Genomic DNA, 25,993 nt, shown 5'->3' with positions numbered 1-25,993 from the left:
GTGGAGAACATGTCCGACCTGCCCGCCCTCCCCGTCACCTTCCGGCCGGCTCGCACCCGGGCCGTCCTGCTCACCGCCGCGGCCGCGATCTTCGTCGTCATCACGACGGTCGCGCTGCTGCTGGAACAGCTCAGCCCGGGCGAGCGCCTCAGCTTCATCTTCACGGCGGCCCTGCTCTGCGGAGTCCTCCTGATGCTCACCCGGCCGAAAGTGGTCGCCGACGAGTCCGGGGTGACCGTCGTGAACATCGCCAGCCGACGCCGTCTGGAATGGGCCGAAATCCTTCAGGTGAACCTGCGCCCGGGCGACCCCTGGGTGTTCCTCAACCTCAGCGACGGCACCAGCCTGCCCGCGCTCGGCATCCAGCCGGGCATCGCCAAGCAGCGCGCCATCGCCGACGCCAGGACCCTGCGGGCGCTCGCCGAAGCACACTCGATGAGGGATCTGACGTAGAAGGCCATGTCTTGATTAATCTGTTGGCGGAGGCGTATTCGTTGCGCCTCCGTCTCTGATGTTCCACCCGGTCTTCAGAGGCACCCTGCTACCCGAGGAGGGACTCCTTCCAGCGATGGACGGATCGTCCTGTAGTACCTGCGCCGCCCCCTCCCGACATATCGAGGCGGCGGCATGACCACCCCCTTGCTGCTCCTCGCAGCGGCATTCCTGCTGATTCTCGCCAACGGCTTCTTCGTGGCGGCCGAGTTCGGCCTGGTGACGGTCGAGCGCCCGGACGCCGAGAAGGCCGCCGCCGAGGGCGACAAACGCGCCCGTACGGTGGTCGAGTCGCTGAAGGAGCTGTCCTTCCAGCTCTCCGGCACCCAGCTCGGGATCACCATCACCTCCCTCGTCGTCGGCATGCTCGCCGAACCGGCGCTCGCCCAGCTGCTGGACGGCCCGCTCACGGCGATCGGCATCCCCGACGGCGCCGTGCCCGGCGTCGCCGTGGTCGTCGGCATGCTGCTGGCCTCGGCCGTGCAGATGGTGATCGGCGAACTCGTGCCCAAGAACTGGGCGGTCTCCCGCCCGCTGCAGGTCGCGCGTTTCGTCGCCGGCCCGCAGCACGCCTTCGCGCGGCTGTTCCGCCCGGTGATCGCCGGGCTGAACGCGGTCGCCAACCGGCTGGTCCGCATGCTGGGCATCGAGCCCACCGAGGAGCTGGCCTCCGCCCGCACCCCCGGCGAACTCGTCTCCCTGGCCCGGCACTCCGCACGCGCCGGCACCCTGGAACAGGACACCGCGGACCTGTTCGTACGGACCCTGTCGCTCGCCGAGCTGACCGCACAGCACGTCATGACCCCGCGCGTGAAGGTCAGCGCGCTGCAGTCGTCGGCGACCGCCGAGGACGTCGTCAATCTCACCCGCGCCACCGGTCTGTCCCGCTTCCCGGTCTACCGGGAGCGGATCGACGAGATCGTCGGCATGGTCCACCTCAAGGACGCCCTGGCGGTCCCCTCGCGCGAACGGCTGCGCACCCCCGTCACCCGGATCGCGCAGACCCCGCTGCTGGTCCCCGAGACCCTGCCGGTGCAGCCCCTGCTGGCCCGGCTGCGCAGCGAGCAGCCCATCGCCGTCGTCGTCGACGAGTACGGCGGTACGGCGGGTGTCGTCACCCTGGAGGACATCGTCGAGGAGATCGTCGGCGAGGTCCGTGACGAGCACGACGGTCAGGACATGCCCGAACTCGCCCCGGCCCCGCCGGAGGACGGCAGGCCCGCGTGGGATGTCGACGGCAGCTGCCGGGTCGACATCCTCCAGCGCATAGGCCTCGACGTGCCCGAAGGACCGTACGAGACGGTCGCGGGCCTGGTCGCCGACCTGCTCGGCCGGATCCCGGCCGTCGGCGACAAGGCCGAGCTGCCGGGCTGGCGGCTGGCGGTGCGCCAGGTCGGCCACTACCGCGCCGAGCGGGTTCGGCTGGTCAGGACGGCCCTCGTCGCCGCGGAGGCCGTCCGATGAGCGTGCTCCAACTTCTGTTCGCCGGACTGCTCGTGCTCACCAACGGCTTCTTCGTCGGCGCCGAGTTCGCCCTCGTCTCCGTACGCCGCAGCCAGATCGAACCGCTCGGCACCGCCCGGGCCCGGCAGGTGCTGTACGGCCTGGAGCGGCTGCCGCAGATGATGGCCGCCGCCCAGTTCGGCATCACCGTCTGCTCCCTGACGCTGGGCGCGGTGGCCGAGCCGACGGTCGCGCACATCCTGGAACCGTTCTTCGAGTGGATCCATCTCCCGCACGCGATGATCCACCCGCTGGGCTACGTCATCGCCCTGGCCACCGTCGTCTTCTTCCACCTCGTCATCGGCGAGATGGTCCCGAAGAACCTCGCGATGGCCGCCCCGGAGAAGGCCGCGCTGTGGCTCAGCCCCGGCCTGGTCGCCTTCGCCCGCCTCTGCAAGCCGATCACCGTCGCCCTCGGCGCCTGCGCCCAGGGCATCCTTCGGCTCTTCCGTGTCGAGCCGAAGGACGAGGTCGAGGCGGTCTTCACCAGCGAGCAGCTCAACCGGCTGGTGGAGGACTCCGGCCAGGCGGGTCTGCTCGGCCCCGAGGAGCAGGAGCGGCTGGAGGACGCGCTGGAACTGGGCTCCCGTCCGGTCACCGACGTGCTTCTCGGCCGCGAGTCGCTGGTGACGGTCAGTCCCTCGGTCACCCCGGGCCAGATCATCGCGCTCACCGCCCGCACCGGGTACTCGCGCTTCCCGGTCGTCGCGGACAACGGGGCGTTCATGGGGTACCTGCACGTCAAGGACGTACTCGACCTGGAGGAGTCCGAGCGGGCGGTGCCGCAGCGGATCTGGCGGCCGATGACGACGCTGCGGTCGGAACTGCCGCTGGATGACGCGCTCAGCGTGATGCGGCGTGCCGCGACGCACCTCGCGCAGGTGGCCGACGGGGCCGGGAAGGTGCTGGGGCTTGTGGCGCTGGAGGATGTACTGGAGCTGTTGGTGGGCGAGGTGCGGGATCCCGCGCATCGCGCGGTGACCGCTGTGCCGAAGGTGTCCGAGCCTCGGTCGGGGGCGCCGGAGGAGATGCTGGCCAGCTAGCTGGGGCCGGGCCCGGCGTGGTGGCGCGGGCGGGCGTTCGCTCGCCCGCGCTTACGGGGTGCCTCCCCCAGAGGGGGGACCCCCAGCGCCCACCCGTGCCGCCCCAGGCGGCACGCATGCCCGCAGGCTCAGCGGGGTCACATGGCGGACGGGTCCTGCGGGCCCCTCCCCGACAGCACCTCCCCATACGCCTGCATGAGGTCTGGCAACCGCAACGTCGACAAGTCGTCCCTCGTCAGCGTCCCCGGATAGGACGACAACCGCAGATCCCGGTACGCACAGCTCTTCTCGTACAGCGTCCGCAGGAACCGCCCGTTCCCCAGCTCGTCGATCCACCCCTGGTCGACGACATGCCCCGCGATGGACCGCAGCTCGTCCAGCGCCTCTTCGTCCCAGACGTCCCCGTTCTCCGCGGCCAGCACTTCGCCGATGGAGGTGAGTTCGAGGGGGCGGTAGGAGGGGAAGTCGACGCGGGTGGTGAAGCGGGAGGACAGGCCGGGGTTGGCGGCGAGGAGACGGTCCATGCCCTCGGGGTATCCGGCCAGGATCACCACGAGGTGGTCGCGGTTGTCCTCGGCCCGCTTCAGCAGCACCTGCAGCGCCTCGTCGCCGTACGCGTCCCCCTTGCCGTACCCGGAGTTGGAGAGCGAGTAGGCCTCGTCGACGAAGAGGACGCCGCCGATCGCGGAGTCGATGAGCTCGTTGGCCTTCACCGCTGTCTGGCCGAGGTACTCACCGACCAGGTCGGCGCGCTGGGCCTCCACCAGATGGTCGCCGCCGAGCAGGCCGAGGGCGTAGAAGACCCGCCCCAGGATCCGCGCCACCGTCGTCTTCCCCGTCCCCGACGGCCCGGAGAACACGAAGTGCCGCTTGGGCGGCTGGACCGGCAGTCCCTGACCGGCCCGCAGCCGGGCCATGTTCAACTGCGCGGACAACGCCTTGACTTGGCGTTTGACCGGTTCCAGACCCACCATGCGCTCGAGCTCGGCGAGCGCCTCCTCGAGTAATGCGGGGTCGGTCGGGCCGGCCGGGAGGGGTGGCGTCGGGACGATGGACTTCTCCCGCACCGCCGGATCGATCACCGACGGCAGCGGTCCGGTCGGCGGCAGGTCGGGCCCGGACAGCTTGAGGTCCCGGCCCTCCGTGCCGAAGAGCGGGTCCAGGGCGTCCGGCCCGTCGGCGACGTCCTGCCCACCGGACAGCGTGATCGCCGCGAGGCCGGTGGCGTCGTCGTATCCGTCGCCCTCGGCGATCGCGGCGAGCCGGGCCGAGGTGTCCATGAAGGCGGGGTCGACGCGGTGCACCGCACGGTAGAGCGGGAGGGCGGCAGCCGACCGGCCCGTCCCCTCATGCGCCCGGGCCAGCCAGTAGCGCAGCTCCTTGCGCTGGGGCTGCTCGCTGCGGCAGCGCATCAGGGCCGCCGAGAGAAGGGGTTCGGCCTGGCCGTACATCTCGAGGCGGACCCGGGCCATGCCGCCGAACAGACCCGCCTCGATGCCGAGCATCTGGTCGTCGATCAGCGGGTCGGTGTGCCGGACGAGCTGTTCCCAGTCCTTGACCAGATAGGACCGGCAGGCGTGCAGAAAGCGGACCTGATGGTCGGTGTCCACCGGCGGCAGGCTCGCGAGGGCCCGGTCGAGTTCAGGGACGTGGCGGCCGTCCAGCCAGTGGGAGGCGTGCGCGAGCAGCAGATCGCGAGGGCTCTCCAGCACGGGCTGCACCCACCAGCCCAGCCAGTACCAGGAGTTGAGGGTGCGGCGGTGCCGGGCGCGCTGTTCGCCGAAGCGGTCCCGGTGCCGGAACATCCTGAGCAGCGCGGTCGTCGTGTCCACGCGCAGCGCATGGAGTCCGAGCCAGCCGTCGGCCATCCCGGGGTCCATCCGCACGGCGGTCCGGAACTCCTCCTCCGCCTGTGGATAGGCGCCCATCGTGTAGGCATCGACGCCTCGCAGCCAGGCCAGGTCGGCCGGGGCCTCGGGGCCCTGCGTGCCGAAGTCCATCACGTCCCCCCACAAACCGTGCCCCCGTTCGGTTCGCCGCCGGGCCCGGTGCCCGTCGGCAGCCTTGCTCGAACCGCCCTACCGCGGACCGGAGTTGCAACGGTGCGCAGAGCAGCCGTCCGAAGGTCGCAACGAGGGCATCGTACCTGCGGGGGCATGGCCCGCCCCAGGGTGCCGCACGGGCCGTTTGACGAGGTGGGAGCAGATGGGGCGCACTCGGCTCGGTGACCGAGGGTGAGCGAATCATGCCGGGCAGCGCCCGAAATAGGTGGAGAGGGCAGAACGAAGCCCCCGATCACGGGGGAACAACCGGGGGCTTCGCGTCTGTAGGCGGCACTCAAATGGCCGCTCATTGAGAACGTAAGACCTGTACGGCCCCCCGGTCAAGCCGAGTTGGGGGACTCCGCGAAGTTCGAACGCGCGGGTCTTCACAAGTTCAGCACATTGCCGATGGCCCGTCACCGTGTGTGATTTCGCGGTCCGGACCAACCATTCCAACCGGCCCCGGACACACCTTGTATCCCTTTTCGCACTGTCGTACCAGGAGGTCGGCGAAGGGGCGCGAAGGGTCATCGGCGAAATGCCGCCGCTCCGCCTCGACCCACCCGGCCCAGAACTCCCGCTGTTCCTCCCCGTCCCGGTTCCGCCCTCGCGTCCAGGCCTCCTCGTGCGGCAACTCCATCCACAGCAGATGAGCCAGGTGCGGGCGCAGTGCCCGGCGTCCGGCGCCGACGCCCTCGACGAGGATCACGGGTGCGGGCGGCAGGAGGAGGTCCGGTCCGAAGCGGCGGGCGCGCCAGTCGTACGGGGCATAGCGCGCGGTCCTGCCCTGCGCGAGCGGCTCGATCACCTGGGCCAGCAGCCGGTCCGTCCAGTCGAACAGTTCCTCATGGCTGGCGATGTCGTCGAGACGGAGCACGGGAGCGCCGCCCAGCGCGGCGGCCAACTGCCCGGCGAACGTGGACTTTCCGGAGCCGGCGTGTCCGTCGATCCCGATCAGACGGACCGGGCCGCAGGACGGGCGGAGGCGGCGGAGCCGGAGGGCGAGGTCGTGAATCGTGATTCCCGGGGGTGCGGAAAGGGGGTGGATTCATTCTAGGCGCGGGGCTGCGCCGCAGGTCGTGACAGTGGTCGACACCAATATTGGTGGGTGTGGCATCAGTGGATGTGCTGGCCCGAGCACATCGCCTCCGTCCATAGTGGGCGCACCACCGTGCACCGGACCTGCCCCGACTCGGACACCTGGGGGTTTGCCGCCCATGAGCAGAGCCGAACAGCCCTCCCGCAGAAGCGTCCTGGCCGCCGCCGTCGTCGCGGCCGTCGCGGGCGGCCCGGCCCCCGCCGCCGCCGAGGACGCCGAGGACCCCGCGCAGGCCCGGTCCAGGTTTGTCGACAACCGCGCCTGGACCACGTACGCGGACTGGCGGGACGGCACCGCCCGCGGCACCCGGGCCGTCGCCGGCGCTCGCCCCGGCGTCGTACTCGACGTCCCCGCGGGCACCGTCGACTACACCGACCCGCACACCGGCAGGACGGCCACCTGGGAGTACGCGACCTGGACGTCCCCCGTCCACCGGCTCTCCGTCCCCTCGGCCGAGGCGATCGCGTCCTGGAACGCGCACACCCCGGGCGGCAGCTGGCTCCAGGTCGAGCTGCGGGGGACGTACACGGACGGCACGAACACCCCCTGGTACGTGATGGGCCGCTGGGCCGCCGGCGACCGGGACATCAAGCGCACGTCGGTCGACGACCAGAGCGACGGCAGGAGCAGCATCGCGACGGACACCTTCGCGATCGACGACCCGTCGACGGCCCCGCGGCTGGCGTCGTACCGGCTGCGACTGACCCTCTACCGCAAGCCGGGCACGAAGAGCACCCCGACCGTGTGGCGGCTGGGCGCGATGGGCTCCGACGTCCCCGACCGCTTCACCGTCCCGGCCTCCACGCCGGGCCTGGCCCGGGAGCTGGCCGTCCCGCGCTACTCGCAGGACATTCACCAGGGCCAGTACCCCGAGTACGACAACGGCGGCGAGGCCTGGTGCAGCCCCACCTCCTCGCAGATGATCATCGAGTACTGGGGCGGCCGTCTCACACCCGAGCAGCTGGCCTGGGTCGACCCGTCGTACGCCGATCCGCAGGTGTGCCACGCTGCCCGGTTCACCTACGACCACCAGTACGCGGGCTGCGGCAACTGGCCGTTCAACGCCGCCTACGCCGCCACCTTCAAGGGGCTCCAGGGCGTGGTCACCCGGCTCGGTTCGCTCACCGACCTGGAGACGCTGATCGCGGCCGGCATTCCGGCCATGACGTCCCAGTCCTTCCTGGCCGGCGAGCTGACGGGGGCTGGGTACGGGACCGCCGGGCATCTGATGACGGTCATCGGGTTCACGGGCGACGGCGATGTGATCGCCAATGACCCGGCATCGCCGAGCAACGAGGCGGTGCGACGCGTCTACCAGCGCCGCGAGTGGGAGAACATCTGGCTCCGTACCAAGCGCTACAACGCCGCGGGCGACGTCGTCTCCGGCACGGGCGGCGTCTGCTACCTCTACTTCCCCGCGCAGCCGACCGCGCAGCAGCGCCTGGCGCTTGCGGCCGTGGGCGTGAGCTGACGCGTCCGCCGGGCTGTGAGCAAGGTCTCGGCCGCAAAAGGCCCTGATGCTGGCAAGGTGGACATCATGACCGCGAACGCAGCCACAGTCTCCCGCGTCCGCGCCCGGACGGGCGGCCCCAAGGACGACGGCCCGAAGATCCTCGAGCACGTCATGGGCTGGACCCTCGTCGTGGTGGTCGCGATGCTCGTGGCCCAACTCGGACTGCTGTGACCTGATCCCCTGTTCGACCTGACATACTGCGGATGTCCCGCAGCCCGTTGAAGACCAGGGTCGAAATTGAATATCAGCCAACAGCGCGACGCTGAACGTCCACGGGTGCGCAGCACTGAGCGCTCGCTGGCGCGGCGCGCCGAACTCATCGCCATCGGGCGGAAGTTGTTCGCCGACACGTCCTACGACGCGCTCTCGATGGACGACATCGCCCGGCAGGCGCATGTGGCCAAGGGGCTGATCTACTACTACTTCCAGTCCAAGCGCGGCTACTACCTGGCGATCATCAACGACTCCGTCGCCGACCTGGTCACGTACGCCGCAAGCGGTCTCGAACTGCCGCCGGTGGACCGCGTCCACCGCACGATCGACAGCTATCTGCGCTACGCCGAGCACAACCAGGCCGCCTACCGCACCATCGTCAGCGGCGGCGTCGGCTTCGACGCCGAGGTGCACGCCATCCGGGACGGGGTGCGCGAGGCGATCGTCGCGACCATCGCCGAGGGTGCGTACGGCAGCAGCGACATCGCCCCGCTGGCCCGCATGGGCCTGCTCGCCTGGGTGTGCAGTGTCGAAGGCGCCGCCCTGGACTGGATCGACCGCCCCGAACTCTCCCGCGACGTCATGCGCGAGCTGCTGGTCAAGTCACTGGGCGGCGCGATGCGCGCCATCGAAGAACTGGACCCGTCCTACCCCGCTCCCCAGCCCGCCCGCCGGGACCCCTGACAGCCCAAGGGGCGGAGGTCTCGTGGTCCTCCGCCCCAAGCCCCCGTGGAATGGGGCTACTTGATCGCCTTGATCAGCTCGCCGCCGGCCGTGTCGCCGCTCAGCTCCCAGAAGAACGTGCCGCCCAGACCCTGCTGGTTCTTGTACGTCATCTTGGTCGCGATGGTCGCGGGGGTGTCGTAACTCCACCAGTTCGTCCCGCACTTGGCGTACGCGGTGCCGCCGACGGTGCCGGTCGCCGGGCACTTGGTCTTGAGTACCTTGTAGTCCTCGATGCCGTCCTCCCAGGTGCCGTCCGCCGGGCCGGTCGCGGTGCCGCCGGGTGCCGACTGGGTGACGCCGGTCCAGCCGCGGCCGTAGAAGCCGATGCCGAGCAGCAGCTTGGAGGCCGGGATGCCGAGGCCCTTGAGCTTCGCGATGGTCGCCGAGGAGTGGAAGTTCGCCTTCGGGATGCCGGTGTACGAGGTCAGCGGGGAGTGCGGTGCGGTGGGGCCGGCCGCGTCCCAGGCGCCGAAGAAGTCGTAGGTCATCGGGTTGTACCAGTCCACGTACTGGGCAGCGCCCGCGTAGTCCGCCGCGTCGATCTTGCCGCCCGCGGTCGCGTCGGCGGTGATCGCCGCGGTGACCAGGTTGCCGGTACCGAACTTGGCGCGCAGTGCCTGCATGAGGTTCTTGAAGGCGGCCCGGCCGCTGGTGTCGCAAGTGGCGCCGCAGGCGTTCGGGTACTCCCAGTCGATGTCGATGCCGTCGAAGACATCCGCCCACTTGGAGTTCTCGACCAGGTCGTAGCAGGACTGGGCGAACGCGGCCGGGTTCTTGGCTGCCTCGCCGAAACCGGCCGACCAGGTCCAACCACCGAAGGACCACAGGACCTTGAGGCCGGGATGCTTCTTCTTCAGCTCGCGCAGCTGGTTGAAGGTGCCGCGCAGCGGCTGGTCCCAGGTGTCGGCGACGCCGTCCACCGACTCGGCGGCGGTGTAAGTCCGTTCGGTGGCCGCGTAGTTGTCGCCCGCCGCGCACTTGCCGCCGGTGACATTGCCGAAGGCGTAGTTGATGTGCGTGAGCTTGGCCGCCGAGCCGGAGGTCTCGATGTTCTTGACGTAGTACTTGCGGTCGTAGGTGCCCCACTCGGTGAAGTAGCCGATCACTTTGGACCCGGCGGCTGCCTTCTTGGTGGGTTCGGCCGTGGCGGTGCTCGCGCCGGCGAGGAGTCCGGCGCCGAGGACGGCGCAGCAGACGGCCGACAGCAGGGCCCGGAACCGGGCGCGGGGACGGTGGGGTCGGTGCATCGGGTGTCTCCTCGTGGGGGAGAGGGAGCGCGGGCCGATTGGCATGAACGCGGTCAAGCGGTGGTGCGCCACAGTAGGAGGACTAGACCAGTAGGTCAATGGTTCGGACCAATTTTCGGCGCCTTGAATTTACCTTGAGTAAGCGGTCGTTAACTGGTGACGGCGAGCCTTCGATCGGGCATACTCACAGCGCAGAGCCGCTGGTCAGAACCTTCCGCAACCCGGGAGAACCCGAGCACGGCCCGCATCGAGACAGACCGTCGGAGCCGCCCCACCCACCAGGCGCGCCCGTCAGTGCCCGTCAGGGAGGAGAGCGTCGCCATGACCGACCGCACCCCGCAGCCGGTGGACCGACAACTGCCCACGGACGAGGCACGGGATCTGCTCGCCCTCGTCCGTGACATCGCTCAGCGCGAGATCGCCCCGAAGGCGGCCGAGGATGAGGACACCGGACGCTTTCCGCGCGAGATCTTCACCCTGCTCTCGGAATCCGGCCTCCTCGGACTGCCGTACGACTCCGAGTACGGCGGCGGCGACCAGCCGTACGAGATCTATCTCCAGGTCCTCGAAGAGCTGGCCGCGGCCCGGCTCACCGTCGGCCTCGGGGTGAGCGTCCACTCCCTGTCCTGCCATGCCCTCGCCAATTACGGCAGCAAGCAGCAGCAGGTCGAGTTCCTGCCCGACATGCTCGGCGGCGGACTGCTCGGCGCGTACTGCCTGTCCGAGCCGTCGTCCGGCTCGGATGCCGCCTCACTGCGGACGAAGGCCGTGCGGGAGGGCGATGACTGGGTGATCACCGGCACGAAGGCCTGGATCACCCATGGCGGGGTCGCCGACTTCTACACCGTCATGGCCCGCACCGGCGCGGAGGGCGCGCGCGGGATCACCGCGTTCCTGGTGCCCGCCGACGCGGAGGGGCTGAGCGCGGCGGCGCCGGAGAAGAAGATGGGCATGAAGGGGTCACCGACCGCGCAGGTCCACTTCGACGGGGTGCGGGTGCCCGACGAACGGCGGATCGGCGACGAGGGGCAGGGCTTCGCGATCGCCCTCGCCGCGCTCGACTCCGGGCGGCTCGGCATCGCGGCCTGCGCGATCGGCCTGGCCCAGGCGGCGCTCGACGAGGCGCTGGCGTATGCCACCGGACGGCAGCAGTTCGGGCGCCCGATCTCCGACTTCCAGGGGCTGCGCTTCCTGCTCGCCGACATGGCGACGCAGATCGAGGCGGGCCGGGCGCTGTATCTGGCGGCGGCGCGGCTGCGGGACGTCGGCCGGCCGTTCGCCAAGCAGGCCGCCATGGCCAAGCTGCACTGCACCGACACGGCGATGAAGGTCACCACGGACGCCGTCCAGGTCCTCGGCGGGTACGGCTACACGGCCGACTTCCCGGTCGAGCGCTACATGCGCGAGGCCAAGGTCCTGCAGATCGTCGAGGGCACCAACCAGATCCAGCGGATGGTCATCGCCCGTCATCTCGCGGGTCCCGAGACCCGCTGACCTGACTCAGTCCGCGCGGCGGCGCCGCGAGCCGGTTCCACTCCGGGTCGTGGCGCCCCGGCAGGGTGCGCCCGCGGTCGGCCCACTTGCGCATGAGATCGCGGTAGATGGGGGGATCCTGGGGCTGCGGCGGCGCCGGCGGAACCGATTTTGCGGGCGCCGGAACGAACACCCGGCGGGCTCGTCCCGTCGCCGGATAGGTGGGGGTCATACCTGGCCAACGCCCGGGCCGATCGGCAGGTCACCGAGCGGCGAAATCGTCTGTGAGTTCGCGGACGTATTGCTCCGTATATGGTTTCCTCCGATTACCTGACGTACCGTCAGTCGCACCGCCTCCAGGGAGGTATGCCGTGGCCGACGATCGTCCCGTACCGCTCGACGAGTACCCGGTGCACCAGGTCCCCCTGTCCATGAAGCACGTGGCGACCGGCGACCGGAACGCGTACGACCGCTGCATCTTCCACGTCATCGACCACGAGGGACGGGCGCTGCTGATCCTCGGCCTCGGCGTGTATCCGAACGTGGGCGTCGTCGACGCGTACGCGACCCTGCGGGTGGGGGACACACTGCACGCGGTGCGGGCGTCGGACGCGCTGGGAGAGGACCGGATGCGGCTCAGGGTCGGGCCGCTGCGCATCCTCGTCGAACGGCCGCTGCAGGACTTCGTGTTGAGCTGCGCGGCCGATCCGGCGGACCCGGACGGGCTGTCGTACGAGATCAACTGGTCGGCCGACTTCCCTGCCCTGTGGGAGCCGCACCACCTCCAGCGGCGCGGCGCCCGACTCACCCTGGAGGGCAGGCGCTTCGTCCAGGCGGGCCACTGCGACGGCTGGATGCGCGCCGGTGGGCAGGAGATACGCCTCGACGCCGGGGCGTGGACCGGGACGCGTGACCGCAGCTGGGGTGTGCGCCCGATCCCCGGTGAGGACGGCGGCCGGTTCGCCGAGGAGCACCCGACCGAGGGCTTCCACTGGATCTGGTGCCCGGTCCGTTTCGAGGACCGCTTCCTGATGGTCATCACCCAGGAGGACGCCGACGGCCACCGCTCGCTCAACGACGCCACCCTCGTCCGGCGCGGCCACCGCGACCGCCAACTCGGCTGGCCGCAGGCCGAGATCGGCTACCGCTCCGGCACCCGGCATCCGGAACGAGCCCTCATCCACCTCGGCGACATACGCAAGCCGACGGAACTGGACGTGGAGATCCTGACCTCCTCCCCGCTCGCGATCGGCGCCGGTTACCCGCCCGCCGACGACTGGCAGCACGGCACCTGGCGCGGCCACGGCTGGACCGACCGCCGCACGTACGACCTCTCGGCGCCGCACGCCCTGGCCGCGTACGGCGTCACCGACCATGCCGCGCGCTTCCGGCTGGACGGGCGCGTGGGGTACGGGATCTTCGAGCATGGGTCGTTCGGACGGCATGATCCGAGCGGGTTCGCGGACTTCACGTCGGTCGCGCCCTAGGTGGTGTGTGACATGGCACTCATGGCGCCCAGCGGTGGTGTGTGACATGGCACCCACCGCACCCCGGCCCCGCACCACCACCCGCGACCCCGAGGAGGTCGCCCGCCGCCTCACCGTCTGGCTCGGTACCCGGCTGCCCGGCGCCAAAGCAGTCCGCGTCACCGTCCCCGCCTCGAACGGCATGTCCAGCGAGACCCTGCTCTTCGACCTCGAACACCCCGAACCACCCCTGCGCGCCTGCGCATTGAGGCTCGCGGCGGACCCGGCGGCGTACACCGTCTTCCCGGTGTACGACATGCCCCGCCAGTACCGCACCCTGCGCCTGGTCGCCCAGCACACCGACCTCCCGGTGCCCAGGGTGCTGTGGCTGGAGGAGGACCCCGGCCCGCTCGGGGCGCCGTTCTTCGTCATGGAGCGCGTGGAGGGGCGGGTGCCGCCGGACGTCATGCCTTACACGTACGAGGGAAACTGGCTGCACGCGGCGAGCGATGCGGAGCGTGAGTATCTGGAGGCGGCGACCATCGGGCTGTTGGCCCGGCTGCACGACCAAGTTCCGCCGCGTGAGGCCGACTTCCTCGCCCTGCCGGGTGACGGCGACGCCCTGCGCCGCCACGTCACGGCTCAACGCGCCTACTACGCCTGGGTCGTCGACGGACTCGCCCGCTCACCCCTCATCGAGGACGCCTTCGAGCGGCTCAAGGAACTCTGGCTGCGCGAAACGGGCACGCCGGTGCTCAACTGGGGCGACGCACGCATCAGAAACGTCGTGTACGACGGCTTCGAACCCGCCGCCGTCCTCGACTGGGAGATGGCGGCGCTCGCCCCGCGCGAGGTCGACCTCGGCTGGACCGTGTACCTGCACCGCTTCTTCCACGACCTGACCGTCGCCTTCGGGCAGCGCGGCCTACCGGACTTCCTGCGCCGCGACCGGGTCGAGGAGCGCTACGCGCGCCTCACCGGCCACACCCCGCGCGACATGGACTTCTACACGCTGTACGCCGCACTGCGGCACGCCATCGTCATGCTGCGCGTCGCCTACCGCCAGGTCCACTTCGGAGAAGTCGACCTGCCAGCGGACCCGGACACACTGATCCTGCACCACGGCAGCCTGCGAGCCATGGTGCAGGGCAGCTACTGGGATTGAGCGAGCGGGCTCAGGCCGCGTGACGCCGCATGACGGGGACCCGCATGGGGCGCGAACCCGGTCCGCCGACGTGCGAGAAGGGCTGCTTGCGCCAGTCCAGCCCCTGCGGAAGCGTCAGCAGGAGGGCGGTGTCCTGCTCCTGGGGCTCGGCCGACTCGTCCGCGGGACGGGCCTCGGACGCGCGACGGCCGGTGCCGGCGCAGACCGTGAGCCCGAACGGGTTCCACGGCGAAGCGCACAGCGCGTGCTCCGGCAGGATCTCCTCGTCCGCCAGCAGGGCGATGGGCTGTGCGCAGTCCGGGCAGATCACCCGGTACATCTCGAAGGTGTCGTACGCGTCGAACTCCTCCGCTTCGAGAGCCTCGGCAGCGTCGGGTTCGACGCCCTCCGGCTGGGGCTCGACGACCGGCTGCTGCCGCTTGGGCGCGGTTCGACCAGGGCGCTTAACACTCTGCATGGGATTCTCCCCCTCGGGCTGGGCCGTGACGGCACTGCGGCCTCGACCACAGCAAGCACTTCCCGCCCCGTCTCGGCGTTAATCACGGGAACATCACGGAGAATCCGGCGGGCCTGTGGCGTTCGTCACATGCCATCCGCAGGTGCCCGGGGTGGCACGTTTGTCCCTCAGTCCGCTCACAGGCCGCTCTCGGGCACATCACGAACCGGGTATGACCTGGAGTGCTCAGGTATCCGAGGAGATCAACGGCACTGTAGGTTCTTGCGCCATGGAGGAGCTGGACCGACAGATCGTGCAGCTGCTCGTCAAGGACGGGCGGATGAGTTACACCGACCTGGGCAAGGCCACTGGCCTGTCCACGTCGGCCGTGCACCAGCGCGTGCGCCGGCTGGAACAGCGCGGCGTCATCCGCGGGTACGCCGCGGTCGTCGACCCCGAGGCGGTCGGGCTGCCCATGACCGCCTTCATCTCGGTCAAGCCGTTCGACCCCAGCGCCCCCGACGACATCGCCGAGCGACTGGCCGGCGTGCCCGAGATCGAGGCCTGCCACAGCGTCGCGGGCGACGAGAACTACATCCTCAAGGTCCGGGTGTCCACCCCGCACGAGCTGGAGGAGCTGCTGGCCCGGGTGAGGTCGCTGGCGGGGGTCTCGACGCGGACGACGGTGGTGCTGTCGACGCCGTACGAGGCACGGCCGCCAAGGATCTGAGCGCCCTGCCGACAGGCCGCCGCGCGTGAGGCGCGAAACTGTCCCTCATGAGTGAACGCGCCACTGCCTCCCCCCGCACCGTCCTCCTCCGCCGCGGGGAGGTCCACAGCCCCGCCGATCCGTTCGCGACCGCGATGGTCGTCGAGCGCGGACAGGTCGCCTGGGTGGGCTCCGAAGGTGCTGCCGACGCCTTCGCCGAGGGCGTGGACGAGGTCGTCGACCTGGACGGCGCGCTCGTCACCCCCGCGTTCACCGACGCCCACGTCCACACCACGTCCACCGGTCTCGCCCTCACCGGCCTGGACCTGTCCACCGCTCCCTCTCTCGACGCGGCCCTCGCCGCCGTACGGGACTTCGCCGCCGCCCGCCCGGACGACCGGGTCCTCCTCGGCCATGGCTGGGACGCCGCCCGCTGGCCGGGAGGCCGCCCGCCGACCCGCGCGGAACTCGACGAGGCGACGGGCGGCCGCCCCCTGTACCTGTCCCGCATCGACGTCCACTCGGCGGTCGTCACGACGGCCCTGCTCGATCTGGTCCCCGGCGAGGTCACGCGGGCCGACGAACCGCTCACCCGCGACGCCCATCACGCCGTACGCGCCGCCGCGTTCGCAGCCGTGACGCCCGCACAGCGCACCGAGGCCCAGCGCGCCGCCCTCGCCCACGCCGCCTCCGTCGGCATCGGCTCGGTCCACGAGTGCGCCGGCCCCGACATCTCCTCGGAGGACGACTTCGCGGGCCTGCTGCGGCTCGCGGGCGAGGAGCCCGGACCGCGCGTCGTGGGCTACTGGGCCGAGCAGGATGTCGAGAAGGCGCGCGAGCTGGGCGCCGTCGGCGCGGCCGGCGACCTGTTCGTCGACGGCTCCCTCGGCTCGCACACCGCCTGTCTGCACGATGCGTACGCCGACGCCGACCACACCGGCGTCTCCTACCTGGACACCGCCGCGGTCGCCGCCCATGTCGCCGCCTGCACCGAGGCGGGCCTCCAGGCGGGCTTCCACGCGATCGGGGACGCCGCCGTGACGGCCGTGGTGGACGGCGTCCGCGCCGCCGCCGAGAAGGTCGGTCTCGCCCGCGTCCGCGCCGCCCGGCATCGCGTCGAGCACGCCGAGATGCTCACCCCGGACACCGTGGCCGCCTTCGCCGAGCTCGGTCTGACCGCCTCCGTGCAGCCCGCCTTCGACGCGCTGTGGGGCGGCGAGGACGGCATGTACGCCCAGCGTCTCGGCGTACCGCGGGCCCGCCTGCTGAACCCCTTCGCGGCCCTGCTGCGCGCCGGAGTCCCGCTCGCCTTCGGCTCCGACAGCCCGGTCACGCCCCTCGACCCCTGGGGCACCGTCCGGGCCGCCGCCTTCCACCGGACGCCCGAGCACCGGATCTCCGTGCGCGCCGCGTTCACCGCCCACACCCGGGGCGGCTGGCGGGCCGTCGGACGGGACGACGCGGGGGTGCTGGTGCCGGGCGCGCCCGCGGACTACGCCGTGTGGCGCACCGACGCACTGGTCGTGCAGGCCCCTGACGACCGGGTCGCTCGCTGGTCGACCGACCCCCGTTCCGGCACCCCCGGTCTGCCCGATCTGAGCCCGGGCGCCGACCTCCCCGTCTGCCTGCGGACCGTGGTCGGCGGACGAACCGTGTTTGTACGGCCGGGCGAGTGATCTCACGGGGTGGCGTGCACAAGATCGACGTCCGGCGCACTGTCGCTCGACCTGCGTATCCTCCGCACTGACCAGGGCTTTGAGTAGATAACCGCAGGTCAAACGGCTGTTGACAGCCGATGGCGGGGGGCCGGTAGGTTCGGCCCAGTCCACCACCGGACGCCCGACCGGAGAACCTCCGTGCAGTCGTCGCCACGCCGCTGGGTCAGGGACGGTGTCGCAGCACCGGGGCACCGCCACTGGCAGCCAGGCTCAGCGCCCGCGCCGCGACGAGGGAACGTTCCGGCCGGTCGGGGAGGTGTGACCCGGGTGGGGCCCGGGCGCTCAGTAGACAACGGCCTTTCGGTCGACCCGCAGCCAGCGGGTCCCAGGTCGGCCCGAAGGGCGCCGGGCCCCCATCCGCAGACCCGCGGACGTCATGGATCACAGACGTCGAAAAGGGGACACTTACCCGGCTCTTGCCGAATCGACACCGGTGTACGACCCTTCTGACGCGTCCACGCAGGCAGCGCCCACTATGGTGGACCCCTGCGCACGGACACGAAGGGGCAGCAGTGAACGACGGCGACGGGACCCTCGCGGCACAGAGCCAGGGGAGGCAGTTCGGGCCGCTCGGCACGGCCTTGGTGATCATCCCGACCTACAACGAGGCGGAGAACATCAAGGCGATCGTCGGGAGGGTGCGCAAGGCCGTCCCCAAGGCTCACGTGCTCGTCGCCGACGACAACAGCCCCGACGGCACGGGCAAGTTCGCCGACGAGCTGACCGTCGAGGACGACCAGGTCCATGTCCTGCACCGCAAGGGCAAGGAGGGCCTCGGTGCCGCCTACCTCGCGGGGTTCCGGTGGGGCATGGAGCACGGCTTCGGCGTACTGATCGAGATGGACGCCGACGGCTCCCACCAGCCCGAGGAACTGCCCCGGCTGCTCACCGCGCTCAAGGGCGCCGATCTGGTGCTCGGCTCCCGCTGGGTGCCCGGCGGCCGGGTGGTGAACTGGCCCAAGTCCCGTGAGTTCATCTCCCGCGGCGGCAGCCTCTACTCGCGCGTGCTGCTCGATGTCCCCATCCGCGACGTCACCGGCGGCTACCGCGCCTTCCGCAGCGAGACCCTGGATGGCCTCGGCCTCGACGAGGTCGCCTCCCAGGGCTACTGCTTCCAGGTCGACCTGGCCCGCCGCGCGATCAAGGCCGGGTACCACGTCGTCGAGGTCCCCATCACCTTCGTGGAGCGCGAGTACGGCGACTCCAAGATGAGCCGGGACATCCTCGTGGAGGCGCTGTGGCGGGTCACCACATGGGGCGTGGGGGAGCGGGTCGGCAAGGTCTTCGGCCGGGGCAAGCCGTCACAGTCGTAGCCCTACGGCCTCACAGGCCCCATTGATCGTCCTCTTATCCCGTACTGAGCCGGACCCAGGCACACTGGACGCATGACGACTGGCGCTCCGACCCCGACCCACCCCGCACGGCCCCGGCGCTCCCGGCTGCGCACCTTCCTGCCGCTGTCCATCGCCGCCTGGCTGGTGCTGGAGATCTGGCTGCTGACCGTGGTCGCGGGCGCCTCCAGCGGGTTCACGGTGTTCCTGCTGCTGCTCGCCGGGTTCGTGCTCGGCGCGGTGGTCATCAAGCGGGCCGGCCGCCGTGCCTTCCGGAACCTCACCGAGACGCTGCAACAGCAGCAGAGCGGTGCGACACCCCCGGCCCCGTCGGCCAACAGCGAGGGCAACGGGCTGATGATGCTCGGCGGTCTGCTGCTGATGATCCCCGGTCTGGTCTCGGACGCGGTGGGCCTGCTCCTGCTGGTCCCGCCGGTCCAGAAGGCCATCAGCCGGTATGCGCAGCGGACCTTCGAGCGCACCCTGAGTCAAGCCGGCTCCGGCACCCTGGGCGATGCCTTCCAGCAGGCGCGCATGCACCGCCCCGACGGCAAGGTCGTGCAGGGTGAGGTCATCCGGGAGGAGCCGGGGGACGCCCCGCAGGGTCCGCGTCCGCCGCTCACGGGCTGAGGCCCGCCCGGGCACACCAAAACCGCGGGCGCCGTACGTGAACCTCACGTACGGCGCCCGCGGTTGTGCGTGCGTTACTTACTGCCCAAGCCCCGCAGGAATCACGCGGACTTGCGGCTGTCGCGCGGATGTACCGCGATGTTCATCGCACCGGACCGCAGAACTGCCAGGCGCTCCTCGAGGACCTCTTCGAGTTCCTCGCGGGTGCGCCGCTCCATCAGCATGTCCCAATGTGTACGCGCGGGCTTGGCCTTCTTTTCCTCAGGGCCGTCGCCGTCAACGAGGAGTGCCTGGGCCCCGCAGACCTTGCACTCCCACTCCGGCGGGATCTCCGCCTCGACCGAGAAGGGCATCTCGAACCGGTGCCCCTTCTCGCATGCGTACTCCACGGCCTGGCGTGGGGCCAGGTCGATGCCGCGGTCCGTCTCGTAGCTGGTCACCACGAGGCGCGTGCCGCGAAGAGCTCGCTCACTCATGAATCGTGCCTCCCGGGCTTGTCGCCCACAGGACAGGTGTCGCTGTCGTCGTCATCCGGTCAACGTCCGGTCGGCGGTAAAGATTCCCGTTCCGTGTCCCGTTCCGGGTCATGCGTCGCCGTCGTAGCCGCCCCTTGTTGTACCCACCAGTGCCCGGTTTGTCACATCTGCTAGCAGATGTCACCCAGCGTTTCGGCATCTTTGACGCGCAGTAACGGTACGCCTGGCAGGCCAAACGCGTACACTACCGCCCTTTCGCCTTGAGCGCTAAATCCTGTCCGGAACGGGGTTGCCCGCGTCGGTGATCGCCCGCCGCACCGGAACCCGTGCGAGCAGGGCAAATCCCAGGATGAAGAAGGCCACTAGAGAGATGATCGCGTCCCGATAACTTCCGGTCAGCTGGTAGGTGAGACCGAACAGAAGAGGGCCCAGCCAGCTCATGCCCCGGTCGCTGAGTTCGTACGCCGAGAAGTACTCGGCCTCTTTTCCGGGCGGGACCAGATGCGAGAACAGGGAGCGGGACAGTGCCTGGCTGCCGCCGAGAACCAGCCCGATCCCGGCGGCGAGCACGAAGAACCAGACCGGCGCGCCCGCCGGCAGGAAGTAGCCCGCGCCCAACGTCACCGTCCAGGCGATCAGCGAGCCGAGGATCGTGCGCTTGGCGCCGTACACCCGGGCCAGCCGCCCCAGCGCGAGGGCGCCCACCACCGCCAGCACCTGGACCATGAGAATCGCCCCGATCAGCGTCGACTGCCCGAGCCCCAGCTCCTCGGAGCCGTAGACGGAGGCCTGGGAGATCACTGTCTGGATGCCGTCGTTGTAGACGAGATAGGCCAGCAGGAACGCCAGCGTCAGCGGATGGCGGCGCATGTCGCGGACGGTCGCCGCCAGCTGCCGGAATCCGGGGGCGGTCGCCTCCTTCGCCGTGGACCGGCGATCCCGCAGCCGTCGTAGCGGGATGAGGGTGAAGGCACCCCACCACAGACCGGCCGAGGCGAGACAGATGCGGACGGCGGTGCCCTCCGAGACACCGAAGGTGTCGTGGGCGAGATAGAGCACCAGATTCAGTACGAGGACCAGCGCGCCCGCCGCATAGCCGAACGCCCAGCCCCGGGAGGAGACCGCGTCGCGTTCCTCAGGCGGGGCGATCTGCGGCAGGTAGGAGTTGTAGAGCATCATCGCGACGGACTGGGCGGCGTTGGCGACGATCAGCAGGAGGCCGCCGAGCAGATAGCGGTTCCCGTCGAGGAAGAACATCGCCGTCGTCGCCGCGGCCCCCACGTAGGCAGCGGCCGCGAGGAGCGGCTTCTTGCGGCCGGTGCGGTCGGCGGCGGCGCCCACCAGAGGCATCACCAGCACGGCCACGATCACCGACAGGGACACCGAGTACGCGAAGAAGGACCCCGCGCGGACCGGGATTCCCAGGGGATGCACGAATCCGTCCCCGTCCGCGGCCTCTTTCGCGACCGAGGTCAGATAGGGGCCCAGGAACACGGTGAGCACGCTCGTCGAGTAGACGGAGCACGCCCAGTCGTAGAAATACCAGCCGTGCTGCTCACGCCGCCGTCCCGTGGCCTCGTCGGCCGCTTCCGTCCGCACGGTGCCGGTGCCCACCCGTGCCCTCGCTTCCCCGAGAAGGCCAGCGCCTGCCGGGGCTCACACCCAGAGGCCCCGGTCCTCCATGACCTTGCGCAATGTGTCGATGTGATCGGTCATGATGCCATCGACTCCCAGGTCGAGGAGCCGGTGCATATCGTCGGCCTCGTTGATCGTCCACACATGCACCTGCAGCCCGCGCGCGTGGGCGGTGCGGAGGAAGCGGTGGTCCACCACCTGGATGCCGGACTGGGTCTCGGGCACCTGAGCGGCGACCGCCGAGCGGCGCAGCGCCGCCGGCACGCCCCAGGAGCGCAGCCGCAGGTTCAGCACGCCCCGGGTGCCGTACGACGTCGCCAGGCGCGGCCCGGCCAGCCGCTGGGCGCGTACCACGCGCGCCTCGGAGAAGGAGCCGACGCAGATCCGGTCCCAGGTGTTCGTGCGCTCGATCAGATCGAGGAGCGGGTGGAGCGCGGGCTCGGCCTTCATATCGACATTCCAGCGAACGTCGGGAAACTCCTCGAGCAGATCCTCGAAGAGGGGCACCGGCTCCGTGCCCGCCACGCGCGCGTGCGCCACGTCCCTCCACGGCAGGTCGGCGATCCGGCCCGCCCCGTCGGTCACCCGGTCCAGGGTCGCGTCGTGGAAGGCGACGAGCTTTCCGTCCGACGTGGCGTGGACGTCGGTCTCGAGGTACCGGTAGCCCATCTCCACCGCGCGCCGGAACTGCCGCGCGGTGTTCTCCAGGCCGTCCGCGTCGCCGCCGCGGTGGGCGAAGGCGATCGGGCCGGGGTGGTCGAGATAGGGGTGGCGTATCCGCGTGCTCACGGACGAAGTATCGCCCCATGGGGTTGCCCTTCGGCAACGACCGTGCTGCCGCCCGGTGCCGACGGGACGGCGAACACGCGCAGGAAGCGCTGGGCCAGCGGGCCGATCGAGACCGCGTACAGGAGGGTGCCGACACCGATCGTGCCGCCGAGGGCGAAGCCCGTCACGACCACCGCCACCTCGACGGCCGTCCGCATCAGCCGGATCGAGCGGCCGGTGCGCTGATGCAGCCCGGTCATCAGCCCGTCCCGGGGGCCCGGACCGAAGCGCGCGGCGATGTAGAGGCCGGTGGCCACGCCGTTGAGCAGGATTCCGGCGACCAGGAGAGGGATGCGTACGGTCAGGGAGTGGGCGGCGGGCAGCAGGGCGAGGGTGCCGTCCATGGCGATGCCGACGACGAAGACGTTGGAGACGGTGCCGAGGCCGGGGAGCTGGCGCAGCGGGATCCACAGGAGCAGGACCGCCGCGCCGACCACGATCGACACCACGCCGATCGTCAGGCCCGTCAGCTCGGCCAAGCCCTGGTACAGCACGTTCCACGGCTCAAGCCCCAGTCCCGCCTCGACGAGCAGGGCCGAACTCGCTCCGTAGAGGGCGAGACCCGCGTACAGCTGGATCAGTCGGCGCGTCAATTGGCCCTTCTGGCCCTTCGCGGACAAGACGTTCCCCCCCATGGTGGTGGTTGTGGCCTGATGCATGACACCCTGTGGCTTGAGGAGAAGTGTGATCCATGGCCAATTCGGGGAAGGTGGACTGATTTCCATGGCGCAGTGGACATCGGCCGTGGGGGCGGCTCAGCTCGCCCGGCTGCTCGGCTCCCAGCAGGACCGCCCGGCGGGTCCGGGCACGCGCCGTCCGCCCGCCTACCGCGCGCTCGCCGACGGCATCCGGCTGCTCGTGCTCGAAGGCCGCGTCCCGGTGGCCGCGCGGCTGCCCGCCGAACGCGAGCTGGCCCTCTCCCTCTCCGTCAGTCGTACGACCGTCGCCGCGGCCTACGAGGCGCTGCGTGCCGAGGGATTCCTGGAGTCCCGGCGTGGAGCGGGCAGTTGGACCGCAGTACCGGCCGGCAATCCGCTGCCCGCACGCGGTCTGGAGCCCCTGCCGCCCGAGGCGCTCGGCTCGATGATCGACCTCGGCTGCGCGGCGCTGCCCGCGCCCGAGCCGTGGCTGACACGGGCGGTGCAGGGGGCGCTGGAGGAGTTGCCGCCGTACGCGCACACGCACGGCGACTATCCGGCGGGGCTGCCGGCGCTGCGCGCGATGATCGCCGAGCGGTACACCTCGCGCGGGATTCCGACCATGCCCGAGCAGATCATGGTGACGACGGGTGCGATGGGTGCCATCGACGCCATCTGCCACCTTTTCGGCGGGCGGGGTGAGCGGATCGCGGTGGAGTCGCCTTCGTACGCCAACATCCTGCAGCTGATGCGGGAGGCGGGTGCCCGGCTCGTGCCCGTCGCCATGGCCGAGGGGCTTGCCGGGTGGGACATGGACCGGTGGCGGCAGGTGCTGCGGGAGGCGGCGCCGCGGATCGCCTATGTCGTCGCCGACTTCCACAATCCGACCGGTGCGCTGGCGGATGAGAGCCAGCGGCGGCAGTTGGTCGATGCGGCGCGGTCGGCGGGGACCGTGCTGATCGCCGACGAGACGATGAGCGAGCTGTGGCTGGACGACGAGGTCGAGATGCCGCGGCTCGTGTGTGCCTTCGACCCTGCCGGGTCGACCGTCATCACCGTGGGGTCCGCGAGCAAGGCGTTCTGGGCCGGGATGCGGATCGGGTGGGTGCGGGCGGCTCCCGATGTGATCCGCAGCCTGGTCGCCGCGCGCGCGTATGCGGATCTTGGGACGCCTGTGCTGGAGCAGCTGGCCGTGAACTGGCTGTTCAGCACCGGTGGTTGGGAGAAGGCGGTGGACGTGCGGCGTGGTCAGGCCCGGGACAATCGGGAGGCGCTGGTGGCTGCGGTGCGCAGGCAGCTGCCGGAGTGGGAGTTCGAGGTGCCGCGCGGTGGTCTGACGCTGTGGGTGCGGACCGGGGGACTGTCCGGGTCGCGGCTTGCGGAGGCGGGGGAGCGGGTGGGGGTACGGGTGCCGTCCGGGCCTCGCTTCGGGGTCGACGGGGCCTTCGAGGGGTATGTGCGGTTGCCGTTCACTGTGGGGGGTGCGGTGGCGGAGGAGGCTGCGGCGCGGCTGGCTGCTGCGGCTCGGTTGGTGGAGAGCGGTGGGGCTGGGGGAGCCGGGGGGACTGAGACGCCTCGTTCGTTTGTGGCGTAACTGTGTGGGGGGCGCGGGGTGGGGTGCCGCGGCCCGGCGCTTGCGGTGTGCCGCCTGCGCCCACCCGTGCCGCCCCAGGCGGCACGAACGCCCGCTGCTTGGCGCACGCATGCCCGCAGCTTGACGTTCCGGCTACGCGGGTTCCACGGCGGCTGCCTTTTCGGTGAGTTGCTTGGGTTCCGGCTCTCCCGACTCTTCCGGCAGTTGTTCCGGTTCCGCGTCCGCCGGTGTTGTTTTCGGGGGGAGGAGGGCCAGTACCGCCTGGCGGTGGGCCTCTGTTGTGGTGTCGTCGTAGGGGTCCGGGGTGGCGGGGACCTGGAGGCGGTGGACTTGGCCTGTGCCGAGGCGGGCGTAGCCGCGGCCAGGGGGGACGTGGGTGACGGGGGTGGTGTGCGGGGGTGTGCCGAGGATCGTCTTCAGTTGGTCGGCCGTGGCCGGGCCCAGGACGACCCGCGCGCGGGTGTGCTGCCGTACCGGATCGCTCAAGATGTCCAGGCTGTCGAACTGGTCGGCCACGACCACGCTGACGTTCGCCGCACGACCGTGGCGGAGCGGGACCTGGAGCAGGGACTGCGGGTCCTTGCGGCCGTCCGCGGCGGCGACGTGGGTGAAGGCGCTCGGGCGGTCCAGGAGGATCCACAGGGGACGCTTGGTGTCGTCCGGCGGTGGGTGGCCCGCCTGACGCGCGCGATTGACCGCGATCAGGCGGCGCTCCGTCTCGGCGGAGGCCCACTCCAGGCTCGCCAGCGCCCCGGCCAGTGCGCACTCCACGGCCAGCACACCGTCCCGGCCGGTGAGGCAGGCGTACTCGCCGGTGCCGCCGCCCTCGACGATCAGGACGTCGCCGTACTGGAGGGCCTGGAGGGCGATGGAGCGCAGCAGGGTCGAGGTGCCGCTGCCCGGCTGCCCCACGGCCAGCAGGTGCGGCTCGGTCGAGCGGACGCCGGTGCGCCAGACGACCGGTGGGACATCGCGCTGTTCCTCACCGAAGGTGAGGGGGAGCGTGCGCTGGACCTGGATGGGGTCGGTGAAGCCGAGGACCGTCTCGCCGGGGGACGTGACGAAACGCTGGGCGGCGATGTCGGTCGGCAGCGGGGCGAGCACTGTGACGGTGAGCAGGTTGCCCTCCTCGTCCCAGGTGAAGTGGTACTCGCGGCCGCGTCCGGACTTGGCGGTGATCAGATACTCGATACGGGCCCGGGCCTCGGCCTCGCCGTCCGTGAAGTACGCCGGGTAGCGGATCACCAGGTGCGTGACGCGGCCGGTGTCGTCGAAGCCGTGGGTCGGAAAGGCCTTCTCCCACGCGCCGCCGTGCGCGTACAGGGGCGCGGGGTCCTCGGCGGTCGAGAAGTACGGGACCAGGGCCTCGTACAGCGCCTGGAGGCGTTTGGCCTGCGACTCGTCGGGGCCGTCCGGGGCCGGCCGGGTGCGGTCCCGGCCCTGCCAGGCTGCCGCCGCCATCACGGTGATGACGGCCAGCAGTGGGCCGTACGGAAGAAGCGCCACGACCAGGATCACCGAGGCCACCAGGAACAGCAGCGGCCCGCGCCGGTCCTTGGCGGTGTCGGCCCACTTGCGCCGTCCGGCCCCTGCCAGCCGGCGCAGTCCGCGGGTGATCGTGATCAGCGGGTGGAGAACATCGGTGGCGCTGTCGGCCGCCGTCCGGGCCAGCTCCCGGCTCCGGGCGAGCTGTGCGCTGCCGTTGCTCAGAATGCGGGGGAGGGGGCGGCGGGCCACTGCTGTCTCCTGAAGATGCGTGCGTACGGGCGGGAGGGCGGCGTCAGAACTTGATTCCGCCGAGGAGGCTCGCCAGGCTCTCGCCGCCGGCCTTGATGCTCGGGGCGATCGCCGTGCTCGCCAGATAGAAGCCGAACAAGGCCGAGACCAGGGCGTGCGACGCCTTGAGGCCGTCCTTGCGGAAGAAGAGGAAGACGATGATGCCGAGCAGGACCACGCCTGAGATGGACAGGATCATGTGAGTTCTCCTGGTTCGCGGGGACAGTCACCATGAGTACT

At 70.8% G+C, this 25,993-nt stretch carries 24 protein-coding genes; 14 read left to right on the top strand and 10 right to left on the bottom strand.

Annotation, left to right across the window (positions count from 1 at the left end; translation table 11 throughout):
- Positions 1–9 precede the first annotated feature (9 nt).
- From ACTWQO_RS23485 to ACTWQO_RS23475, 3 genes are all read left to right on the top strand, one after another.
- On the top strand, positions 10–453 hold the full coding sequence (locus tag ACTWQO_RS23485; protein WP_443239310.1) for a PH domain-containing protein: 444 nt from the start codon (positions 10–12) through the stop codon (positions 451–453).
- Positions 454–627: 174 nt separating this feature from the next.
- The gene (locus ACTWQO_RS23480; RefSeq protein ID WP_443239309.1) at positions 628–1,956 is read left to right on the top strand and encodes a hemolysin family protein; all 1,329 of its coding nucleotides are present in this window, start codon (positions 628–630) and stop codon (positions 1,954–1,956) included.
- A complete protein-coding gene (locus tag ACTWQO_RS23475; protein ID WP_443239308.1) occupies positions 1,953–3,038 on the top strand; it encodes a hemolysin family protein in 1,086 nt (361 codons plus the stop codon). Before ACTWQO_RS23480 ends, ACTWQO_RS23475 begins: the two co-directional genes overlap by 4 nt.
- A 137-nt stretch (positions 3,039–3,175) precedes the next feature.
- On the opposite strand, the gene ACTWQO_RS23470 is transcribed toward ACTWQO_RS23475, so the two are convergent.
- A complete protein-coding gene (locus tag ACTWQO_RS23470; RefSeq protein WP_443239307.1) occupies positions 3,176–5,038 on the bottom strand; it encodes an AAA family ATPase in 1,863 nt (620 codons plus the stop codon).
- A gap of 436 nt (positions 5,039–5,474) precedes the next feature.
- Positions 5,475–6,095, bottom strand: coding sequence for a uridine kinase family protein (locus tag ACTWQO_RS23465; RefSeq protein WP_443239355.1), 621 nt, complete (start codon positions 6,093–6,095; stop codon positions 5,475–5,477).
- Positions 6,096–6,297: 202 nt separating this feature from the next.
- Here ACTWQO_RS23465 and ACTWQO_RS23460 point away from each other — a divergent pair, with 202 nt between their 5' ends.
- From ACTWQO_RS23460 to ACTWQO_RS23450, 3 genes are all read left to right on the top strand, one after another.
- Complete coding sequence (locus ACTWQO_RS23460; RefSeq protein WP_443239306.1) at positions 6,298–7,650, top strand: peptidase C39 family protein; 1,353 nt, start codon at positions 6,298–6,300, stop codon at positions 7,648–7,650.
- Between the two features lie 66 nt (positions 7,651–7,716).
- Positions 7,717–7,863 carry an SCO1431 family membrane protein gene (locus ACTWQO_RS23455; protein WP_443239305.1) on the top strand — a complete coding sequence of 49 codons (147 nt, stop codon included), beginning with the start codon at positions 7,717–7,719 and terminating at the stop codon, positions 7,861–7,863.
- A 66-nt stretch (positions 7,864–7,929) separates the two neighbouring features.
- Positions 7,930–8,589, top strand: coding sequence for a TetR/AcrR family transcriptional regulator (locus ACTWQO_RS23450; protein ID WP_443239304.1), 660 nt, complete (start codon positions 7,930–7,932; stop codon positions 8,587–8,589).
- Between the two features lie 56 nt (positions 8,590–8,645).
- Here ACTWQO_RS23450 and ACTWQO_RS23445 read toward each other — a convergent pair whose 3' ends face one another.
- A complete protein-coding gene (locus ACTWQO_RS23445) occupies positions 8,646–9,878 on the bottom strand; it encodes a glycoside hydrolase family 18 protein (protein WP_443239303.1) in 1,233 nt (410 codons plus the stop codon).
- Between the two features lie 321 nt (positions 9,879–10,199).
- On the opposite strand from ACTWQO_RS23445, the gene ACTWQO_RS23440 reads away from it, so the two are divergent.
- From ACTWQO_RS23440 to ACTWQO_RS23430, 3 genes are all read left to right on the top strand, one after another.
- A complete protein-coding gene (locus tag ACTWQO_RS23440) occupies positions 10,200–11,372 on the top strand; it encodes an acyl-CoA dehydrogenase family protein (RefSeq protein ID WP_443239302.1) in 1,173 nt (390 codons plus the stop codon).
- Positions 11,373–11,722: 350 nt separating this feature from the next.
- Complete coding sequence (locus ACTWQO_RS23435) at positions 11,723–12,838, top strand: hypothetical protein (RefSeq protein WP_443239301.1); 1,116 nt, start codon at positions 11,723–11,725, stop codon at positions 12,836–12,838.
- Between the two features lie 46 nt (positions 12,839–12,884).
- The gene (locus tag ACTWQO_RS23430) at positions 12,885–13,982 is read left to right on the top strand and encodes a phosphotransferase family protein (protein ID WP_443239300.1); all 1,098 of its coding nucleotides are present in this window, start codon (positions 12,885–12,887) and stop codon (positions 13,980–13,982) included.
- A gap of 10 nt (positions 13,983–13,992) precedes the next feature.
- Here the strand turns inward: ACTWQO_RS23430 and ACTWQO_RS23425 are convergent, their stop codons facing one another.
- Positions 13,993–14,439 (bottom strand): hypothetical protein, encoded by a 447-nt coding sequence (locus tag ACTWQO_RS23425; RefSeq protein ID WP_443239299.1) that lies wholly within the window; start codon positions 14,437–14,439, stop codon positions 13,993–13,995.
- Positions 14,440–14,707: 268 nt separating this feature from the next.
- Here ACTWQO_RS23425 and ACTWQO_RS23420 point away from each other — a divergent pair, with 268 nt between their 5' ends.
- The 4 genes from ACTWQO_RS23420 to fxsA all read left to right on the top strand — a co-directional run bounded on the left by ACTWQO_RS23420 (position 14,708) and on the right by fxsA (position 18,806).
- Positions 14,708–15,148: an Lrp/AsnC family transcriptional regulator gene (locus ACTWQO_RS23420; protein ID WP_125508282.1), complete on the top strand. Its 441-nt coding sequence runs from the start codon at positions 14,708–14,710 to the stop codon at positions 15,146–15,148.
- Between the two features lie 47 nt (positions 15,149–15,195).
- Positions 15,196–16,803: an amidohydrolase gene (locus ACTWQO_RS23415; RefSeq protein WP_443239298.1), complete on the top strand. Its 1,608-nt coding sequence runs from the start codon at positions 15,196–15,198 to the stop codon at positions 16,801–16,803.
- A 554-nt stretch (positions 16,804–17,357) separates the two neighbouring features.
- On the top strand, positions 17,358–18,158 hold the full coding sequence (locus tag ACTWQO_RS23410) for a polyprenol monophosphomannose synthase (RefSeq protein ID WP_443239297.1): 801 nt from the start codon (positions 17,358–17,360) through the stop codon (positions 18,156–18,158).
- 72 nt (positions 18,159–18,230) lie between these two features.
- On the top strand, positions 18,231–18,806 hold the full coding sequence (gene fxsA / locus ACTWQO_RS23405) for an FxsA family membrane protein (RefSeq protein ID WP_443239296.1): 576 nt from the start codon (positions 18,231–18,233) through the stop codon (positions 18,804–18,806).
- Between the two features lie 101 nt (positions 18,807–18,907).
- On the opposite strand, the gene ACTWQO_RS23400 is transcribed toward fxsA, so the two are convergent.
- The 4 genes from ACTWQO_RS23400 to yczE all read right to left on the bottom strand — a co-directional run bounded on the left by ACTWQO_RS23400 (position 18,908) and on the right by yczE (position 22,404).
- Positions 18,908–19,282 carry an RNA polymerase-binding protein RbpA gene (locus tag ACTWQO_RS23400; RefSeq protein WP_003977404.1) on the bottom strand — a complete coding sequence of 125 codons (375 nt, stop codon included), beginning with the start codon at positions 19,280–19,282 and terminating at the stop codon, positions 18,908–18,910.
- A gap of 267 nt (positions 19,283–19,549) precedes the next feature.
- A complete protein-coding gene (locus ACTWQO_RS23395; RefSeq protein WP_443239295.1) occupies positions 19,550–20,896 on the bottom strand; it encodes an MFS transporter in 1,347 nt (448 codons plus the stop codon).
- A 42-nt stretch (positions 20,897–20,938) separates the two neighbouring features.
- Positions 20,939–21,706: a glycerophosphodiester phosphodiesterase gene (locus tag ACTWQO_RS23390; protein ID WP_443239294.1), complete on the bottom strand. Its 768-nt coding sequence runs from the start codon at positions 21,704–21,706 to the stop codon at positions 20,939–20,941.
- Complete coding sequence (gene yczE, locus ACTWQO_RS23385) at positions 21,703–22,404, bottom strand: membrane protein YczE (RefSeq protein ID WP_443239293.1); 702 nt, start codon at positions 22,402–22,404, stop codon at positions 21,703–21,705. Before yczE ends, ACTWQO_RS23390 begins: the two co-directional genes overlap by 4 nt.
- 64 nt (positions 22,405–22,468) lie before the next feature.
- On the opposite strand from yczE, the gene ACTWQO_RS23380 reads away from it, so the two are divergent.
- The gene (locus ACTWQO_RS23380; protein ID WP_443239292.1) at positions 22,469–23,977 is read left to right on the top strand and encodes an SCO1417 family MocR-like transcription factor; all 1,509 of its coding nucleotides are present in this window, start codon (positions 22,469–22,471) and stop codon (positions 23,975–23,977) included.
- Positions 23,978–24,109: 132 nt separating this feature from the next.
- On the opposite strand, the gene ACTWQO_RS23375 is transcribed toward ACTWQO_RS23380, so the two are convergent.
- Both ACTWQO_RS23375 and ACTWQO_RS23370 read right to left on the bottom strand, forming a co-directional pair.
- Entirely contained in the window at positions 24,110–25,714 is a 1,605-nt protein-coding gene (locus ACTWQO_RS23375) for a hypothetical protein (RefSeq protein ID WP_443239291.1), read from the bottom strand.
- Positions 25,715–25,757: 43 nt separating this feature from the next.
- On the bottom strand, positions 25,758–25,952 hold the full coding sequence (locus ACTWQO_RS23370) for a hypothetical protein (RefSeq protein WP_016434155.1): 195 nt from the start codon (positions 25,950–25,952) through the stop codon (positions 25,758–25,760).
- Positions 25,953–25,993: the final 41 nt, after the last annotated feature.

This window comes from Streptomyces sp. 4N124 (assembly GCF_052245395.1).
Classification (GTDB): Bacteria; Actinomycetota; Actinomycetes; order Streptomycetales; family Streptomycetaceae; genus Streptomyces.
This window is presented reverse-complemented; position numbering and strand designations above follow the sequence as displayed.

Bases quoted from the DNA above. Each gene is read 5' to 3' on its own strand.
- ACTWQO_RS23475 (WP_443239308.1), top strand. From the start codon at position 1,953: ATGAGCGTGCTCCAACTTCTGTTCGCCGGACTGCTCGTGCTCACCAAC.
- ACTWQO_RS23470 (WP_443239307.1), bottom strand. From the start codon at position 5,038: ATGGACTTCGGCACGCAGGGCCCCGAGGCCCCGGCCGACCTGGCCTGG.
- ACTWQO_RS23445 (WP_443239303.1), bottom strand. From the start codon at position 9,878: ATGCACCGACCCCACCGTCCCCGCGCCCGGTTCCGGGCCCTGCTGTCG.
- yczE (WP_443239293.1), bottom strand. From the start codon at position 22,404: ATGCATCAGGCCACAACCACCACCATGGGGGGGAACGTCTTGTCCGCG.
- ACTWQO_RS23440 (WP_443239302.1), top strand. From the start codon at position 10,200: ATGACCGACCGCACCCCGCAGCCGGTGGACCGACAACTGCCCACGGAC.
- ACTWQO_RS23425 (WP_443239299.1), bottom strand. From the start codon at position 14,439: ATGCAGAGTGTTAAGCGCCCTGGTCGAACCGCGCCCAAGCGGCAGCAG.
- ACTWQO_RS23485 (WP_443239310.1), top strand. From the start codon at position 10: ATGTCCGACCTGCCCGCCCTCCCCGTCACCTTCCGGCCGGCTCGCACC.
- ACTWQO_RS23430 (WP_443239300.1), top strand. From the start codon at position 12,885: ATGGCACCCACCGCACCCCGGCCCCGCACCACCACCCGCGACCCCGAG.
- ACTWQO_RS23400 (WP_003977404.1), bottom strand. From the start codon at position 19,282: ATGAGTGAGCGAGCTCTTCGCGGCACGCGCCTCGTGGTGACCAGCTAC.
- ACTWQO_RS23420 (WP_125508282.1), top strand. From the start codon at position 14,708: ATGGAGGAGCTGGACCGACAGATCGTGCAGCTGCTCGTCAAGGACGGG.
- ACTWQO_RS23455 (WP_443239305.1), top strand. From the start codon at position 7,717: ATGACCGCGAACGCAGCCACAGTCTCCCGCGTCCGCGCCCGGACGGGC.
- fxsA (WP_443239296.1), top strand. From the start codon at position 18,231: ATGACGACTGGCGCTCCGACCCCGACCCACCCCGCACGGCCCCGGCGC.
- ACTWQO_RS23370 (WP_016434155.1), bottom strand. From the start codon at position 25,952: ATGATCCTGTCCATCTCAGGCGTGGTCCTGCTCGGCATCATCGTCTTC.
- ACTWQO_RS23415 (WP_443239298.1), top strand. From the start codon at position 15,196: ATGAGTGAACGCGCCACTGCCTCCCCCCGCACCGTCCTCCTCCGCCGC.
- ACTWQO_RS23380 (WP_443239292.1), top strand. From the start codon at position 22,469: ATGGCGCAGTGGACATCGGCCGTGGGGGCGGCTCAGCTCGCCCGGCTG.
- ACTWQO_RS23480 (WP_443239309.1), top strand. From the start codon at position 628: ATGACCACCCCCTTGCTGCTCCTCGCAGCGGCATTCCTGCTGATTCTC.
- ACTWQO_RS23460 (WP_443239306.1), top strand. From the start codon at position 6,298: ATGAGCAGAGCCGAACAGCCCTCCCGCAGAAGCGTCCTGGCCGCCGCC.